Origin of the sequence: Actinoallomurus sp. NPDC050550 (assembly GCF_040655075.1) — a bacterium.
Lineage (GTDB): Bacteria > Actinomycetota > Actinomycetes > Streptosporangiales > Streptosporangiaceae > Actinoallomurus.
Map to the genome: position 1 here is coordinate 12767 of NZ_JBFAJC010000075.1, position 14584 is coordinate 27350.

Annotated in this window: 21 protein-coding genes and 1 pseudogene; 12 read left to right on the top strand and 10 right to left on the bottom strand. The window is 68.4% G+C overall.

Annotated elements, in window-relative coordinates:
• The first annotated feature begins 92 nt into the window (after positions 1-92).
• Together AB0I04_RS49770 and AB0I04_RS49775 are read left to right on the top strand one after the other, a co-directional pair.
• Positions 93-929 carry a Scr1 family TA system antitoxin-like transcriptional regulator gene (locus tag AB0I04_RS49770; RefSeq protein WP_360902075.1) on the top strand — a complete coding sequence of 279 codons (837 nt, stop codon included), beginning with the start codon at positions 93-95 and terminating at the stop codon, positions 927-929.
• Positions 920-1015: a DUF397 domain-containing protein gene (locus AB0I04_RS49775; protein WP_360902078.1), complete on the top strand. Its 96-nt coding sequence runs from the start codon at positions 920-922 to the stop codon at positions 1013-1015. The genes AB0I04_RS49770 and AB0I04_RS49775 overlap by 10 nt, the downstream gene beginning before the upstream one ends.
• Positions 1016-1072: 57 nt before the next feature.
• Here AB0I04_RS49775 and AB0I04_RS49780 read toward each other — a convergent pair whose 3' ends face one another.
• Entirely contained in the window at positions 1073-1342 is a 270-nt protein-coding gene (locus AB0I04_RS49780) for a YciI family protein (protein ID WP_360902081.1), read from the bottom strand.
• 24 nt (positions 1343-1366) lie between these two features.
• Between AB0I04_RS49780 and AB0I04_RS49785 the strand changes: the two genes are divergently transcribed.
• Positions 1367-2071 (top strand): Crp/Fnr family transcriptional regulator, encoded by a 705-nt coding sequence (locus AB0I04_RS49785; protein WP_360902084.1) that lies wholly within the window; start codon positions 1367-1369, stop codon positions 2069-2071.
• Positions 2072-2249: 178 nt separating this feature from the next.
• Here AB0I04_RS49785 and AB0I04_RS49790 read toward each other — a convergent pair whose 3' ends face one another.
• The gene (locus tag AB0I04_RS49790) at positions 2250-3194 is read right to left on the bottom strand and encodes an NADP-dependent oxidoreductase (protein WP_360902087.1); all 945 of its coding nucleotides are present in this window, start codon (positions 3192-3194) and stop codon (positions 2250-2252) included.
• Between the two features lie 94 nt (positions 3195-3288).
• On the opposite strand from AB0I04_RS49790, the gene AB0I04_RS49795 reads away from it, so the two are divergent.
• On the top strand, positions 3289-3702 hold the full coding sequence (locus tag AB0I04_RS49795) for a helix-turn-helix domain-containing protein (RefSeq protein WP_360902090.1): 414 nt from the start codon (positions 3289-3291) through the stop codon (positions 3700-3702).
• A gap of 64 nt (positions 3703-3766) precedes the next feature.
• Here AB0I04_RS49795 and AB0I04_RS49800 read toward each other — a convergent pair whose 3' ends face one another.
• On the bottom strand, positions 3767-4156 hold the full coding sequence (locus tag AB0I04_RS49800; RefSeq protein ID WP_360902093.1) for a nuclear transport factor 2 family protein: 390 nt from the start codon (positions 4154-4156) through the stop codon (positions 3767-3769).
• A gap of 86 nt (positions 4157-4242) precedes the next feature.
• On the opposite strand from AB0I04_RS49800, the gene AB0I04_RS49805 reads away from it, so the two are divergent.
• Positions 4243-5043 carry a helix-turn-helix transcriptional regulator gene (locus AB0I04_RS49805; RefSeq protein ID WP_360902096.1) on the top strand — a complete coding sequence of 267 codons (801 nt, stop codon included), beginning with the start codon at positions 4243-4245 and terminating at the stop codon, positions 5041-5043.
• Between the two features lie 26 nt (positions 5044-5069).
• Here AB0I04_RS49805 and AB0I04_RS49810 read toward each other — a convergent pair whose 3' ends face one another.
• Entirely contained in the window at positions 5070-6272 is a 1203-nt protein-coding gene (locus AB0I04_RS49810; protein ID WP_360902099.1) for an MFS transporter, read from the bottom strand.
• A gap of 48 nt (positions 6273-6320) precedes the next feature.
• On the opposite strand from AB0I04_RS49810, the gene AB0I04_RS49815 reads away from it, so the two are divergent.
• From AB0I04_RS49815 to AB0I04_RS49830, 4 genes are all read left to right on the top strand, one after another.
• Positions 6321-6644, top strand: a complete 324-nt coding sequence (locus tag AB0I04_RS49815; protein ID WP_360902102.1) for a metalloregulator ArsR/SmtB family transcription factor — start codon at positions 6321-6323, stop codon at positions 6642-6644.
• A 257-nt stretch (positions 6645-6901) separates the two neighbouring features.
• On the top strand, positions 6902-7444 hold the full coding sequence (locus AB0I04_RS49820; protein WP_360902105.1) for a hemerythrin domain-containing protein: 543 nt from the start codon (positions 6902-6904) through the stop codon (positions 7442-7444).
• Positions 7445-7559: 115 nt separating this feature from the next.
• Positions 7560-8111, top strand: a complete 552-nt coding sequence (locus AB0I04_RS49825) for a YceI family protein (protein ID WP_360902108.1) — start codon at positions 7560-7562, stop codon at positions 8109-8111.
• Positions 8112-8278: 167 nt separating this feature from the next.
• Complete coding sequence (locus tag AB0I04_RS49830; RefSeq protein WP_360902111.1) at positions 8279-9235, top strand: sigma-70 family RNA polymerase sigma factor; 957 nt, start codon at positions 8279-8281, stop codon at positions 9233-9235.
• Between the two features lie 108 nt (positions 9236-9343).
• Here the strand turns inward: AB0I04_RS49830 and AB0I04_RS49835 are convergent, their stop codons facing one another.
• Together AB0I04_RS49835 and AB0I04_RS49840 are read right to left on the bottom strand one after the other, a co-directional pair.
• A complete protein-coding gene (locus tag AB0I04_RS49835; RefSeq protein WP_360902114.1) occupies positions 9344-10075 on the bottom strand; it encodes a permease prefix domain 1-containing protein in 732 nt (243 codons plus the stop codon).
• Positions 10072-10410: a helix-turn-helix transcriptional regulator gene (locus AB0I04_RS49840; protein WP_360902116.1), complete on the bottom strand. Its 339-nt coding sequence runs from the start codon at positions 10408-10410 to the stop codon at positions 10072-10074. The genes AB0I04_RS49835 and AB0I04_RS49840 overlap by 4 nt, the downstream gene beginning before the upstream one ends.
• A gap of 148 nt (positions 10411-10558) precedes the next feature.
• Between AB0I04_RS49840 and AB0I04_RS49845 the strand changes: the two genes are divergently transcribed.
• Entirely contained in the window at positions 10559-10990 is a 432-nt protein-coding gene (locus AB0I04_RS49845) for a DoxX family protein (RefSeq protein WP_360902119.1), read from the top strand.
• Here AB0I04_RS49845 and AB0I04_RS49850 read toward each other — a convergent pair.
• The 3 genes and pseudogenes from AB0I04_RS49850 to AB0I04_RS49860 form a co-directional block, all read right to left on the bottom strand.
• Complete coding sequence (locus AB0I04_RS49850) at positions 10917-11726, bottom strand: MFS transporter (protein WP_360902194.1); 810 nt, start codon at positions 11724-11726, stop codon at positions 10917-10919. The genes AB0I04_RS49845 and AB0I04_RS49850 overlap by 74 nt on opposite strands.
• Positions 11727-11793: 67 nt before the next feature.
• Positions 11794-12138 (bottom strand): annotated as a pseudogene (locus AB0I04_RS49855) (MFS transporter); the annotation flags it as partial.
• A gap of 121 nt (positions 12139-12259) precedes the next feature.
• Entirely contained in the window at positions 12260-12526 is a 267-nt protein-coding gene (locus AB0I04_RS49860; protein WP_360902122.1) for a hypothetical protein, read from the bottom strand.
• A gap of 203 nt (positions 12527-12729) precedes the next feature.
• Here AB0I04_RS49860 and AB0I04_RS49865 point away from each other — a divergent pair, with 203 nt between their 5' ends.
• Both AB0I04_RS49865 and AB0I04_RS49870 read left to right on the top strand, forming a co-directional pair.
• On the top strand, positions 12730-13173 hold the full coding sequence (locus AB0I04_RS49865) for a hypothetical protein (RefSeq protein WP_360902126.1): 444 nt from the start codon (positions 12730-12732) through the stop codon (positions 13171-13173).
• Between the two features lie 74 nt (positions 13174-13247).
• The gene (locus AB0I04_RS49870; RefSeq protein WP_360902129.1) at positions 13248-13622 is read left to right on the top strand and encodes a hypothetical protein; all 375 of its coding nucleotides are present in this window, start codon (positions 13248-13250) and stop codon (positions 13620-13622) included.
• Between the two features lie 144 nt (positions 13623-13766).
• Here AB0I04_RS49870 and AB0I04_RS49875 read toward each other — a convergent pair whose 3' ends face one another.
• Entirely contained in the window at positions 13767-14459 is a 693-nt protein-coding gene (locus tag AB0I04_RS49875; protein ID WP_360902132.1) for a chitinase, read from the bottom strand.
• Between the last annotated feature and the right edge of the window lie 125 nt (positions 14460-14584).

Here is a 14584-nt window from a genome sequence, read left to right on the forward strand (position 1 = left end):
CGGCGAGGTCATGGCGGCTCCTAAGTCGCTGATTTCAGTCCCCAGAATGGCCAATAGGCCGTACGCTGAAAGCGATATCGGCGGCAGAGCCAATGCGTGCAAGCCACGTCAGAGAGGCGTGGAGCACTGTTAAATCCGACGAAAGGGGTGTCATGGGCAGATCTTCGAGCCCGACGCTCATCACTCTCGGACGCCTCGTACGCACTTATCGGGACGCGTCCGGAATACTCCAAAAGGACCTCGCCAACCGCCTCGGCTACTCCGACGGCTGGCTCAGCAACCTCGAAACCGGCCAACTCCGCCCCCGCAGCGAACAGGTCCTCTCGATCGAAGAGGCCCTGAGCCTCCCCCGCGGCGCCCTCATGGCCGTGTACGACCAACTCGACCGCGAATCCCTACCGGGCTGGTTCCGCCCCTGGCTGGAAGAGGAGAAGAAGGCCACGGTCGTACGGTCGTTCGCGCTCGCTCTCGTCCCCGGGCTGCTCCAGACGGTGGACTACGCCCGCGCATTGCTTCCGGACGACGAACCCGCGGTCGCCGCACGGATGGAGCGGCAGGCGATCAGGCAGCGGGAAACGCCGCCCGCTCTGTACTTCGTGATCGACGAGGCTGCGCTCCACCGGGAATGCGGCGGAGCCAAAGTCATGTACGACCAGCTCATGGCGCTAGCCGATGCGGCCTCTCCTCGGCTCACGATCCAAGTTGTACGCTCGGCCGTGAACCCCCGATGCATGGGAACGTTCACCATCGCGACCGTGGACGGGAACGACGTGGGCTACGTGGAGACAGCCGTGAGAGGAATCGTCACGAGTAGCCGGGACGACCTGGCGATCCTCTCCGAAGCATGGGAATCCATCAAAGCGCACGCCATGCCCCAACACGAGTCGATCGAGTTCATCCGAAGGACGGCGGAGGAACGATGGACCTGAGCAACGCCGACTGGCGCAAGTCGAGCCGCAGTGGACAGAACGGCGGCGAATGCGTCGAGGTCACCACGGTCGACCACAGCGTGTAATCCCCCGAGCGTCCCCCGCCCTTGAAACACCGGAGCCAAGGGCGGGGGATTCTGTGGTCACGAAGCGTTCGGTCCGACGATCGGAGTCCACTCTCGGACGTCGTGCACTCGCACGCCCGGGGTGTTGTAGTAGAGGTCGGCGTCCATGATCGCGTCCAGTCCCGGACGGTCGACGTCGAAGATCAGCATCGCGCCGCTGTCGTCCGCCCACGGTCCGGCGGCGATGAGCCGCCCGTCGGCGTGCAGGCGAGCCAGGAACTGCCGGTGGGCGGGACGGGCGGCGAGCCGTTCGGGGTGTTCGGTGAAGGCGAGTTCGACGATCAGCATGCGGCCGACGGTACGTTCGTCGGCGTGACCACGTCTGTATCGGTCGATACACCTGAGCAGTGGCGGTCGCTGAGCGCCGTACCGTTGCTGGCCTCGCTCTCGGATGCGAGGTTGCGGCAGGTGTGGCACGACTCCGCACCGCACGCGGTGTCGGCCGGGCAGGTCCTGCGCAACGCGGGCGATCCCGCCAGCCACCTCCTGCTGCTGTTGCACGGCCGGGTGGCCGCCACGACCACGACGGCCGCCGGGCGGGTCATCCGCTTCGGGGACTGGACGGCGCCCTGCGCGCTGGACAAGATCGCCGTGATCGACGGCGGAGGACATACCGCCACCCTGACCACGCTCGCGCCCTGCGTCGTACGAGGCCTGCCGCGCGACCGTTTCCTGGCCCTCGTCGACGACGTGTCCGCGGTGCGGACCCACGTGCTGCGGACGCTCGCCGGATACGCGCGACGACAGCAGGAGCGCCTGACGGCGACGGCCACGCTGCCCACCGATGCTCGGCTGTCGGCCTGGCTGCTGGACCAGGCGGCCGCCGCTCCAGGCCGCCGCGTACCTCTGCCCGGCAGCCAGCAGGCCCTCGCCGACCTGCTGGGGGTCACACGCGTGACGATCAACCGCGCTCTGGCCCGGCTACAGCGCGACGGGCTGATCGAACTCCAACGCCGCACCATCGTCGTCCTGGCCCCTGAGCTACTCGAACTCCGCGCCCACGGCCGCCCCCGCTGACACACGGCCGCGCCTCTGCGATCCGGCAGTCGCCGTGACCCCCGTCAGCCCTCACACAATGTTCGGGCGGCCGGAACCGACCCCCGACAGCCTCGGTTTCAGGCGGAAGAAGTTGATGGCGGCGTGCGCCACGAGCGCCAACGGCACGGCAAGGAGAAGGGCCCACGGCACCGCCTTTTCAGATCGCGATCGCAAGCTTGCCCTGCACACTGCCGCCAGCCAGCACCTCGTGTGCCTCGGGCAACCTCTCCAGCGGGAACACCTGCTGCAAGTGGACCCGAAGCCTCCCCGCCTCGACCAGCTCGGTCAGTGCCTCTAGGCCGGCCGGGTCCGGCTCCACGCCGACCGCTGCGAAGCGTACGCCGGACTGCTCCGCCAGCTCCGGCAGGGTGGTGCTAAGTCGCTCCACCGCCGTCACCAGCACGCCGCCCTGCCGCAGCACGCCGAAGGAACGCTCGGCGTTCCCGCCGCCCTGGGTCTCCAACACCACGTCCACCGGCGCGTCCCGGAGCACTTCGGTGTAGTCCTGGGTCCGGTAGTCGATCAGCTGATCCACGCCCAACCCGCGCAGGAAGTCGTGCTTGGCCGCGCTCGCCGTGCCAATCACCTCTGCGCCGAGGTGCTTGGCCAGCTGCACCGCGACGTGCCCGAGCCCGCCGCCCGCACCGTGGATCAGTGCCCGTTGCCCTGGCCGCAGCTGCGCGATCTCCACCAGTGCGTGCCAGGCGGTCAGGCCGACCAGCGGTAGCGCCGCGGCCTCCTCGTGGCTGATCCCAGCGGGCTTGCGAGCCAGCTGCCGTGCGGGAGCAACCAGATACTCGGCGTTCGCCCCGGCCGCGGCCGGGAAGTACGGCATCCCGTAGACCTCGTCGCCGACCTTGAACCGGTGCACCCCCGGATCGACCTGCTCGACCACCCCGGAGACGTCCCAGCCAAGGACGAAAGGCGGCTCGCCCAGCAACGGGAAGGCGCCGGAACGGACGAACAGTTCGACGGGGTTGACGCTGGTCGCCCTGACTCGGACCAGCACCTGCGTCGGTCCAGGTGCCGGCTTGGGCAGGTCGACGAGCTCCAGCACCTCGGGGCCGCCAAAGGTCTTCTGGGTGATCGCACGCATCGTCATGCACTCCTGTTCGCAGGGTCGTTTGGGATGTCCCTATCCTCGGCAGGGCGGTACCCGTTGAACAGAAGGCACTTCAAAGGTATATAGGTACCTCATGGGTACTACCGACAACCTGCGCTTCTACGGCGGCGCGGATGCCTATCTGGCTGCCTGCCCCTCCCGCCAGATCCTGGACGTACTCGCCAACAAGTGGACCATGCTGGTCATGGGCGCACTGTCCGGCGGCCCGATCCGCTTTGGCGAGCTGCGGCGCCGCCTGGACGGCGTCACTCAGAAGATGCTCACCCAGACCCTACGTACCCTGGAGCGAGACGGCCTGGTCACCCGCACGGTCTACCCGACCATTCCGCCTAAGGTCGAATACGCGGCCACCGAGCTGGGCGAGAGCGTCACCGCGCTGATGCACGCGATCCGCGCCTGGTCCGAGGACAACATCAATGCCGTCCTGGACGCCCGCGACGCCTACGATGCGCGGGCCGCCCAGGAGGTACAGCCGGTCACGGCCTGATCATCTCCCGCTCGGCAACGCCAGGTCGCCCTGCGCCCACACCTATGACGAGGAGTCGGCCAGATCAGTGATCAGCGGATTCCCACCACGCCAGATTGGCGGTCGCCTGGGCCACCGGCTCGATGATCTCCCACGCTTCGGCGATCAGCCCATCGTCGAACCGCCAGATATCGACGACCGCGATCCCCGGCCCGGCGCCGGGAAGCCGGCGCCGCGAGTACATCACGACGTGATCACCGTCGGCGAGCACGTGATGGACCTCGACTTGCATGTCGGCGAGCGGGATGAGCGCGGAGCGTACGGCGGCGAGCCATTCCGTCTTGGTCGACGAGGTGGAATCCGGCCGGTGATGGACGAAGCCGTCGCTCAGCAACGCCCCGAGCGCGTCGACGTCGCCCGTCTCGACCAGTTCCGCCAGCGCCCGTTGGACGGTGCTCTTGTTCTCTGTGGTCATGGCGGCAGTGTTTCCGCCGTTGCGAGGGTTGTCGATGAACTCGGATTTCATGGCGCACCTCTCCACGATGAGTAGCATCGATGATCATGCACACGGTCGGGGAGCTGTTGCGGCAGTGGCGGCATCGCCGGCGAATCAGCCAACTCGACCTCGCGATCGCCGCCGGCGTCTCAGCTCGTCACGTCAGCCTGGTGGAAACAGGCAAGTCCAACCCGAGCGCCGACATGGTCCTCCGGCTGGCGGATCAGCTCGATGTGCCGTTGCGTGAACGCAACCGGCTGTTGCTCGCCGCCGGTTTCGCACCCCGGTACGCCGAACGGCAACTCGACCCAGGCGCGATGTCGGCGGCCTGGGACGCGGTCGAGAGGGTGCTCCGCGCACACGAGCCGTACCCGGCGCTGGTCCTCGATCGCCGATGGAACATCGTGATGACCAATCGCGCTGTCGACCCGTTCTTCACGGACGTTGCCCCCGACCTGCTGCGGCCGCCGATCAACATGGTGCGGCTGGGACTGGACCCGCGCGGGCTCGCTCCTCAGATCGTCAATCTGGCCGAGGCGCGTGCGGCTCTTCGTACCCGGATCCGGCGTCAGCTCGCCATTGCCCCCGACGCCGAACTGACCGCGCTCTACGAGGAACTGCTGGCACCCGATTCCGAGGACGCGAGCCACCCAATCGACTCCGAGGTCGTGACCTCGATGATCTTTCGCTTCGGCGGACGAGAACTGCGGCTGTTCTCGACCATCACCACGTTCGGAACCCCGATGGACATCACACTGGACGAGGTCGCGATCGAGTCGTACTACCCGGCGGACGCGGAGACCGCCGCCTACTTCACGAAGTCCGGCGCCGACGCTCAGGCCGGCACATGGCCACCTGCCCCCTGAGAGGGTCACGCGATCCTCGCCGACGGCTACTCGGGCAACACGCCGCTGAGGCGGTCTTGGCCCTGTGGCGGGCGGGTGGGGAGGTGTTCGACGGTCGCGATCGCGGCGATGGCGATGGCGCCGCCGACGATGGGGACGGCGATCGGACCGGAGGTCGCGAGGGCGATGCCGCCAACGGCGCCCGCCGTCGCGACGCCGAGGAACTGGGCGGAGAAGTGCAGGCCGAGGGCGAGCGAACGCTGGTCGGGGGCGAGGGTGACCAGGCGGGTCTGCTGGCTGATGCCACCGGACCACCAGGCCGCCCCGAAGACGAGCATGATCGGGAAGGCGACGGCGGTGCCGACCGCCGTATGCACGTGAATGCCGGTCAGCAGGGCGACTAGGGCGATCATCACGGCAACGGTGAGCAACGCGAGCCGCAGCACCGGGGCCAAGGAGTATCGGGCGATGAGGTGTCCGATCACTCGGCCGCCGATGAGTCCGCCGGCACCGAAGACGACCATCAGTGCGGCGACGCCGACACTGCCCGCCCCGGTCGCGGTCCTCATGACCGAGGACAAATACGTGTAGACGGTGTAAGAAGCCAGGAACAGCCCGAACGTGGTCGCCAGTGCCCGTTGGACGGCCCGGTGGCCCAGCAGCGCGAGCCGACCGCCGGCCGGAGCGCGGGACACCGGCACCTCGGGCAGGAAGGCCCCCATGAGAACCGCGCTGAGGATGGCGAGCCCGGTGACGAAGAGGAAAGAGGTTCGCCAGCCGAACGTGGACCCGATCATCGTGCCGATCGGTGCGCCCGCAGTCAGCGCCAGGGCATTGCCGGTAGCGGTGACCGAGATCGCCCGGGGCAGCAGTGCGGGCGCGGTCAGAGCGGCGGCCGCGGCGGCGGCTGGCGCCAGGAACAGGGCCGCACCCGCGGCCGCGAGGATCCGTGCGGTGATGAGCACGGCGATGTCGGGCGCCAGCGCGGCGAGCAGGTTCGCCGCCGCGAAGAACACAGCGGCACCGATCAGCAACCGCTTCGGCGGGACATCGTGGAACAGCCTGATCAGCGGTGGCCCGCCCAAGGCGTACGCCACGGCGAAGATCGTGACCAGTTGGCCGCAAACGGCGACGGAGGTGTGCATGTCGCGGGCCACGGCGGGCAGCACGCCCGCGATCACGTAGCCCTCCGTCCCGACGGTGAAGGTGCCCAGGGCGAGCAGGTAGATCCGGGGGTTCAGTGTGGACATGAGTCCAACGGTACAACGATCTTTGAACCATTGGACTATCTTGGAGGCATGCGTGACGCTTTTCATGCCGACCCGACGGATGTGACGCTGGCAGCCGCGTTGAACGGCCTCAGCGACCCGCTGCGCCTGCGGATCGTCGACCTGCTCTCCCGCAATGGAGAGACCGAGTGCTCAGCGATCTACCGTGAGCTGGGGATCAGCAAGTCCAACGCGTCCCACCATTTCCGGATCCTGCGCGAGTGCGGACTGCTCCGCCGCACCCACGAAGGGCAGCGGCAGAGCGCCCGACTGCGCACAGAGGAGTTCGAGGCACGGTTCCCCGGCCTGCTCGCCGCCGTATTGGACAACATCGAGGCCGGCGAAGGCCGCTGACCGGATCCAGGCCGCGGCCGGCGTTGACCCCTGCGACGGCACCGTGGTAGATCCATTGCTCGTGCCGCGTGTCGGCGCCAGGTGGACGGCGTCGGCATGGAGGCATCGTGATCAAGGAGACCGCCATGCGTCCACGCCTTCGGTCCCACTAAGGGGCGCCGGGGCCCGACCGGCCCCCTACCGCGGTCCAACCTTCATCGCCGCCCGACCACATCGCGGGTCCAGGCGGCCGTGTTCTCCTTGATCGAAAGTGATTCATGCCTGATTCGTACGCTAAGTCCACTCCGTTTCACGCGGGCGCTCCAGAGGACCGGGCACGGTCTCTCGGCGGGCAGCTGGCCGAGGTTCACCAGTGGCTCCGTGCCGAGCTGGCGCGACTCCGCGAAGAGATCGCCGCCTACGCCGGCAGCGACACCGCACAGTCCCCCACTCCGCTGCGGGTGCACTGCACGGCCTTCTGCCAGGCACTGACCCGGCACCACACCAGCGAGGACACCACGGGGTTCCCGGCCCTCGGCGAGCAGTTCCCCGAGCTGATCCCGGTGCTGGAAGAACTGCGGCGGGATCACCGGCTGGTCGCCGACATCCTCCGCAGACTGCGAGAACTCCTCACGACGCTGACACCGGACAACGCCGAGCCGGTACGGCGGGAGCTCGACGGGCTGACCGCGATCCTCGAATCCCACTTCCAGTGGGAAGAGCGAAGACTCCTGGACGCCTTCGACGCGCTCCAGACGCCGAGAACGAGCGAGGATCTGTTCGGCCCGGCCATCCGCCGCGAAGACGAGCACCGCCGGTAGGAACCCCGACGGCATCCTGGCGCAGTTCGTTTCCGGGAGCCGGGGTTGTGTTCAGTTGAAGTTTCAACTAAACTCCCCATCACTACTCGTTGAACATTCAAGCACAGGAGCGACCATGAGCGTCACCGCCACCGACCTGGGACTGACCGCGGGCACCTGGAACATCGACCCGGCCCACTCCGAGGTCACCTTCACCATCCGCCACCTCATGACCAAGGTGCGCGGCTCGTTCACCGAGTTCTCGGGCTCCGTCGAGATCGCCGAGGACGTGCAGGCCTCCACCGCCACCGCCGAGATCAAGCTCGGGTCGATCGACACCCGGAACGCCGACCGCGACAACCACGTCCGGGGCTCCGACATCCTCGACGTCGAGAACCACCCGTCGATGACGTTCCAGACCAAGGGCGTCCGCGTCGAGGGCGACACGAACCTCGTCGACGGCGAGCTCACGATCAAGGGCATCTCCCAGCCGGTCACCCTCGAGGTCGAGTTCAACGGCGTCGGCGAGGACCCGTGGGGCGGCACGCGCGCCGGCTTCAGCGCCACCGCCTCCATCAACCGCAAGGACTGGGGCATCGAGTTCAACGTGCCGCTGCCCGGCGGCCAGAAGGCCCTCCTCGGCGACAAGGTCGACCTCCAGCTGGAGATCCAGGCCGTCCGCGCCTGAGACCTCGCACACCACGGTCGCCGCTACGCACCACGGCACAGAGCACTCGCGGGAACACCGCGGGTGCTCTCTGTCATGTTGAGGGTGCCCGCAATCGGGTATCGCGGAACAGCAGAGGGCACATTCGCGTTGATCCGTTTGGGATTCGATGTGAGAGCGAGGTGGCCATGGCGGCGACCACGAATGACAGCAGGCGCGTCAGGCGGCCTGGGCGGGCGGCCGACGGCGATCTGCTGGGGGCCTACTTGGATGAAATCGCCGCCACGCCACTTTTGAACGCCGAAGAGGAGATCGAGCTCGCCCTGGCCATGGAGGCCGGGCTGCTCGCCCACAACCACCTCGACGAGGAGACCTTCCCGGACGGCGCGACCCGCGAGGAGCTCGAAGAGATCGCGGCGCGCGGCGACGCCGCGAAGGACCGGTTCATCCTGGCCAACCTCCGCCTGGTCGTCAGCGTGGCCCGGCGCTACCCCACGGACGGCCTGAGCCTGCTCGACCTGATCCAGGAGGGCACGATCGGCCTGATCCGGGCCGTCGAGGGCTTCGACCCGCGCCGGGGTTTCAAGTTCTCCACCTATGCGACGTGGTGGATCCGGCAGGCCATCGGCCGGGCGCTGGCCAACTCGTCCCGGTCCGTACGGCTGCCGGGCGCGGTGCACACCGACGTCAACCGGCTGCGCAAGGCCCGCCGTGAGCTGGTCCTGCTGACCGGTTCGGAGCCGACCGACGACGAGCTGGCCGCCGAGCTCGACCTGCCGGTGGAGCGCATCGGCGAGCTGGACCGCTGGGACCGTACACCCGCGAGCCTCGACGCCGTCGTCGGTGAGGACGAGGAGACCTCGCTCGGCGACCTCCTCGCCGACGAGACCACGCCCTCGCCCGAGGAATCGGCCATGGCGAGCGTCCAGCTGGAGATCATCGACGACATGCTGGAGCGCCTCGAGCCGCGTGAGGCCGTCGTGCTGCGGGCGCGGTTCGGCCTGGAGGACGGCACCGAGCACAGCCGCCGGGAGATCGCGACCCGCCTGGGCGTGTCCGCCGAGCGGGTCCGGCAGATGGAGCTGGCAGCCCTGCGGCGCATGCGCGAGATGGCCCAGCGCATGGACGCCCCCCTGGCCGCCTGACAACGATCGGAAAGACGATGGTCCGGCCCGCGATCAGCGGGCCGGACCATCGTCTTGTACGGCCAGAGAGGCTGTCGGAGATGCCCCTGACCGGGTGACCGGGCGCGCTCACCCATCGGGTCGGTGCCGCGTCGGCCGGCCACCGCCTCGAACGAGGAGGCAGGTGCGGGCCGCGCGGACGGTGAAGGCCAGCCGGGTGAGGCTGGCGGCCGCCGCCGCTGCCGCCGGGAGTGCGGCGAACCGGCCGGGTGCGCCGGCCGCCTGGGCGGCGAGCAGGGTGACCAGGGTGATGTCGATGGGGACGGTGCCGCCGACGGCGATGGTCGCGGTGGCGAGGGGACGGGCGGGCAGCCACCGGGCAAGCCGTCCGGTGGTGGCCAGGGTGAACAGGGTGCCGGCGATGGCGATCGCGAGGGCGACCACGGCCAGGTGGACGGCCGGCCGGGCTCCGGTGGGGATACCGGCCCAGTGCCAGGGCGCGGTGGGCCGGGCAGCGATGCCGCCGGCCAGAGCCGCGCCCACCCACAGAGCGCCGATCAGCGGACCGGCCGTCAGCACGGTGAGCGCGGTCCGGCGGGCCTGGGCGGCGGCGAGTTCGCCACGGAATCCGTCGGCGACCTGATCCGGGTTGCCGAATTCGGTGACGGCCGCGTGGGCGGCGTGAACGGGGTCCATCCCGGCGTCGGCGTGCGCATCGGCGGCGTCGGCGAGCCCGGCGGCCAGCTCGTCCAGGATGTCGCGGCGCGCTCTGGCCGGGCCGATCAACCTGACGGAGGTCTCGGCCAGGTAGGTCCCGATGACGTCCTCCGGAAGCCCCAGGGGACCGCCCGGACCGGTCATGGTGTCACCGGCCGTTGCTGTGGACCGAGCAGGGCGGTGACGGCGGCGGAGAACTCCCGCCAGGCGTGCCGTTCGGCCTCGAGCGTCCGGCGGCCACTCGGGGTGAGTTCGTACACCCGCCTGCGCCGGCCGCCCTCCTCCGACCAGGTCGCGCGCACGAATCCGGCCCGTTCCAGGCGGCGCAGCGCCGGGTAGATCGTGCCGGTGGGCAGGTCGAACCGCCCACCGCTGCCGACCCGCAGCGCCTCCATGACCGCATAGCCGTGACGTGGACCGTCGTCCAGCGCGGCCAGCAGCATGCCGTCCAGATGGCCCTTCAGTGCTTGTGCGCTCATACGTAGCAATGCTACTGTCCGAACATAGGTAGTAAAACTACATGTAGTAAAACTTTCCTCGATTCCTCATGACACCGGGCCGCACCGGCCCCGCCGGCGTCGGCCGCGGCAACCTCGGACACCGCATCGACGAGACGAGGACGTCGGCATGGACACGACGATCGACCCACCGGCCGTCGCCGGCCGGCGCGGATCCCCGCGCCATCGATCAATCGGCTACTGGACGGCCACCCTCCTGGTGGCGGGTGAGATGGGAGTGGGCGGCAGCTGGGACATCGCGCGCATCCCGTACGTGCGCGATGTCGTGACGCACCTTGGCTATCCGTCCTATTTCCTGGTGCTGCTGGGCACCTGGAAGGTGCTGGGCGCGATCGCCCTGGTCGTTCCGCGCCGCCCGTTGCTCAAGGAATGGGCCTACGCGGGCGCCTTCTTCACCTACACCGGAGCCATCGCCTCCCATCTGACCAGGGATTACGCCCTCGGCGAGCTGGTTCCGCTCACCGTCTTCACCGCCCTGACCGTTCTGTCGTGGGCGCTGCGGCCGCAGCGCCGCCGCATGCGTCACCCTCCTGAGCCCTGATACCCGGGCCGCCAGGCCGATGGTCCGTCGTCCTCTCCACGGATCCGCCGGCGATGCCGGACGTGGTACGCAGCGCGGGGAGGAGCGTGATCATGCCGAACGCGGCCAGGGCGGCGCCGAGCCAGAGCGGGGCCCGCAGGCCGAAGTGGCCGATCGCCATTCCTCCCGCCGAGGAGCCGACGATGACGCCGAGGGTGATGAACGAGGAGTGGACGGTGTTCACGAGCGGCCCGGCGTTGCCGGCGCGCTGCACACGCGTCACCATCGCCGGGTTCATGGTGACACCCACCAGACCGACGCCCAGCATGAAGACGACGGCGGGGATCTTCAGGCCGGCCAGTACGGCGAAGCCGGTCAGGAAGAGGACGTTCAGCGCGAGGCCGGCCAGCTGGACGCCGAGTGCGTGCCGGTCGGCGAGGCGGCCGACGACGTGGTTGCCGACCACGGTCGCGGCGCCGTACGCGATGAGCAGTGGAGGGACGGCGCCCGCGGCGAAACCGGTGACCCGGGTGAGGATCGGGGTGAAATAGCTGAACGCGGAGAAGGTCGCACCGATGATGAACGTGCTGGTCGAGAGCGCCAGCCACAGCCGGGGACGCGTGAACGCCCGCACGTCCCGCCGGACGTCCTCGCCTCCCTCTTCCGCATGCTCGACCCGGGGCACGCCGGCCATGGTGGCGAGCGCCGCGAGGACGGTCAGCGCGCTGACGGCCCAGAAGGCGGCGCGCCAGCCCAGATGCTCTCAGGGTGGACAGCGGCAGCCCGAGCAGAGTGCCGACCATCAGGCCGTTCATCACCACCGCGATCGCCCGGCCCCGCACCTCCGGCCGGGTCAGCCGCACCGACAGCGAGATGGCGACCCCGAAGAACGCCTGAGAGGCGACGCCCGTGACGATGCGCGCCACCAGCATAAGCGCGTAGGAGTCCGCGACGGCGGCCAGGAGGTTGCCCGCCGAGAAGAGCGCGAACAGGACCATGAGCGCCGCTCGCGGGCGTAGTCGCATCGCCCCGAGCGTGAGGAACGGGCCGCCGGCGGCCATGGCGACCGCGAAGGCGGTGATCAGATAGCCGATCTGCGAGATGGTGACGTTCAGCCCGTCGGCCAACTGCGGCATCAGCCCGGCGACGGCGAACTCGCTGGTCACCATGGCGAAGATGCCAAGGGCCAGCACATAGACGGCACGGGGCACAGGAAGCCTCCCGAAGAGTTTTGCATTGATCGGTGTAAAACGACGGCACGCCGAAACAGGCCCCGCCGGGCGCGTCGCGTCAGAGAGAGCCGGGCGTCAGCGCGTCCATCGCCGTCGCCGCGATCGCCGTCAAAGCGGTACGGTCCGCGCCGCCTCGGGCGGCCACGCGGATGCCGGCGATCACGGCATTGACGAACCGGGCCAGATCGCCCGGATCCCGCGCGGAGATGATGCCCCCGTCATGCCGCCCCACCTCGATGACACCGCGGAGCGCCTCGAGCCGCCGAGCCAGGTCGCGATCCAGCAACTGGGCGATCTCCGGGTCACGCCCGATGCAATACCGCATGACGGCTTGTGAGACCGGCGTACCGGCCGGCCCACATGAGGACTTCCTGGATCCACGGTCCCATTCGAGCGCCCGGCAATTAGGTCCGGCGGCTCTGTTCCCGGGATGGGCGGTCAGGCAGGGTGAGCGTGCCCGTGAATCCCGGGGACGGCCGGGTCTCGGCGCAGTGCGATTCCCGCAGTGAAAGGACTCCCTTGCTCAGTATGACCAAGCACGGCATCAGAATCCTGACGGCGGCCGCGTTGGCGGGAGCGACCGTCGCGGCCGGCACCGGAGCGGCGTCGGCACAGACCAGGACGGCAGACGGCGCACCCGCCGCCGCGAAGTCGGGCGTCTCCGCGGCCAGGACCGGGGAGATCACCTGCCCGCGAGGCAACGCCTGCTTTTATGACCACACGTATTACCGGTGGGGGATGGTGTACGACAAGCCAACGAAGAAGCACCCCTACAAGTGCAATGTGGTCGAGAGGTGGAGTCTGCAAGCACCGGCGGTGTCATATCAGAACCGGACCGTGTACAAGGTGAAGCTCCTCAACTCGAGAGGGAAGACGATCCGCACCATCCCGCAAAGGGGTGTGCACGGCGCCTTCAGCCCCAAGAGCGGGATCAAGGGAAACGTCGCCTACGCCTGCTTCGTCAAGCCCTGATTTCTGACCCCCGACCTCCCATGAAAGGAACTCTCTTGCTCAGCAGGACCAGACACGGCATCAAACTCCTGACGGTGACCGCGTTGGCGGGTTCGGCCATCGTGGCCGGCGCCGGAGCCGCATCCGCACAGTCGGACGGCGTCGCGGCCAAGGGCGGACCGATCACCTGCCCGAGGGGAACGGGCTGCGTTTACGACACCACCTATTACAAGCACTCGATGACTTCCATCGTTCCCAAGTTCTTTCTCAACAAGTGCACTAGGAACACGGCGTTCGCACTCCGCTACAATCCGGTCAATTCCTATCAGAACCGGACCGTATACAGGATGAAGATCTATGATCAGCGCTTCAAGTTGATGCGCATCGTCCCGTCAAGAGGGCACCATGGTGCCTTCAGCCCCAACAGCGGGTTCAAGAAGTACGTCGGCTGGATCTGCTTCGTCAAGTGAACCTGCCGCGCACGGGAAACGCCGGGGGAGCGGAAGACGAGTCACTCCCCCGGCGTCGGTGCCTTCGGTCTCCGCGCCCTACGCGCGAAGCACCGCCCGCCCTCGCGGGCGCTCGCGGCGGTCGGTCATGCGGAATCGTGTCGATCAGCAGGTGAGATTTGCGCCCGGGTCCACACCGAGGATTGCCGCGAAGCTCCGGTAGAGACTGACGCGGTGCTGCATCTGGTCAACGTTCTTGCCGTTGCACTCGAGCGCTCCGTTGATGCTGCGGATTGTCTCGCCGAACCCGCGCTGGTTCACCATCGCGTCGTGCGACGTCATGGTGCCCGCGCCGCGTTGCGTGTTCCAGAACCAGAGCGCCGTCTTCCACGAGACCGTCGCGTCCCGCTCCACCAGCCACGGATTGTGGAGCAGGTCGATGTGAAGGGCGTCACCGGCCGCCTTGTAGTTGAAGTTCCAGCTCAACTGCAGGGGGCCACGGCCGTAGTACGCGGCCTGGCCGGCCGGGCAGCCGTACGGCTGGCTCCGATCGCAGTAGTGCGGGTAGTTGGCGGTGTTCTGCTCCACGACGTGGACCAGGCCACCGGTCTCGTGTGAGACGTTGGCCAGGAACGCCGCCGTTTCCCGCTTCTTGAGCGTGTCGCCGCCCGTGTTGGCGAATCCGGGGAAGGCGCTCATCGCCGAGACCAGCCCGTTGTAGGTGTAGAAGCCGTTCCGCCTCGGGAACATCTGGTCGAAATTGCCCTGGCTGACCACGAATCTTTCGGCCTTCGCGGCTGCCGATTCCGGAGCAGCCCAGGCGGTGGGCATCGTGCGGCCGGCGCAGACCACACCCATCGCCGCGATTACGGTCAAAACAGCGAGAGCTCGTCTGATCAACACACTTTCTCCTCGCGAAAGAGCGGGCCAAGTGGCCCGAGAACTCGTCCGTTCCGCCATACCCCGCCCGCCCGGGTCTTCGC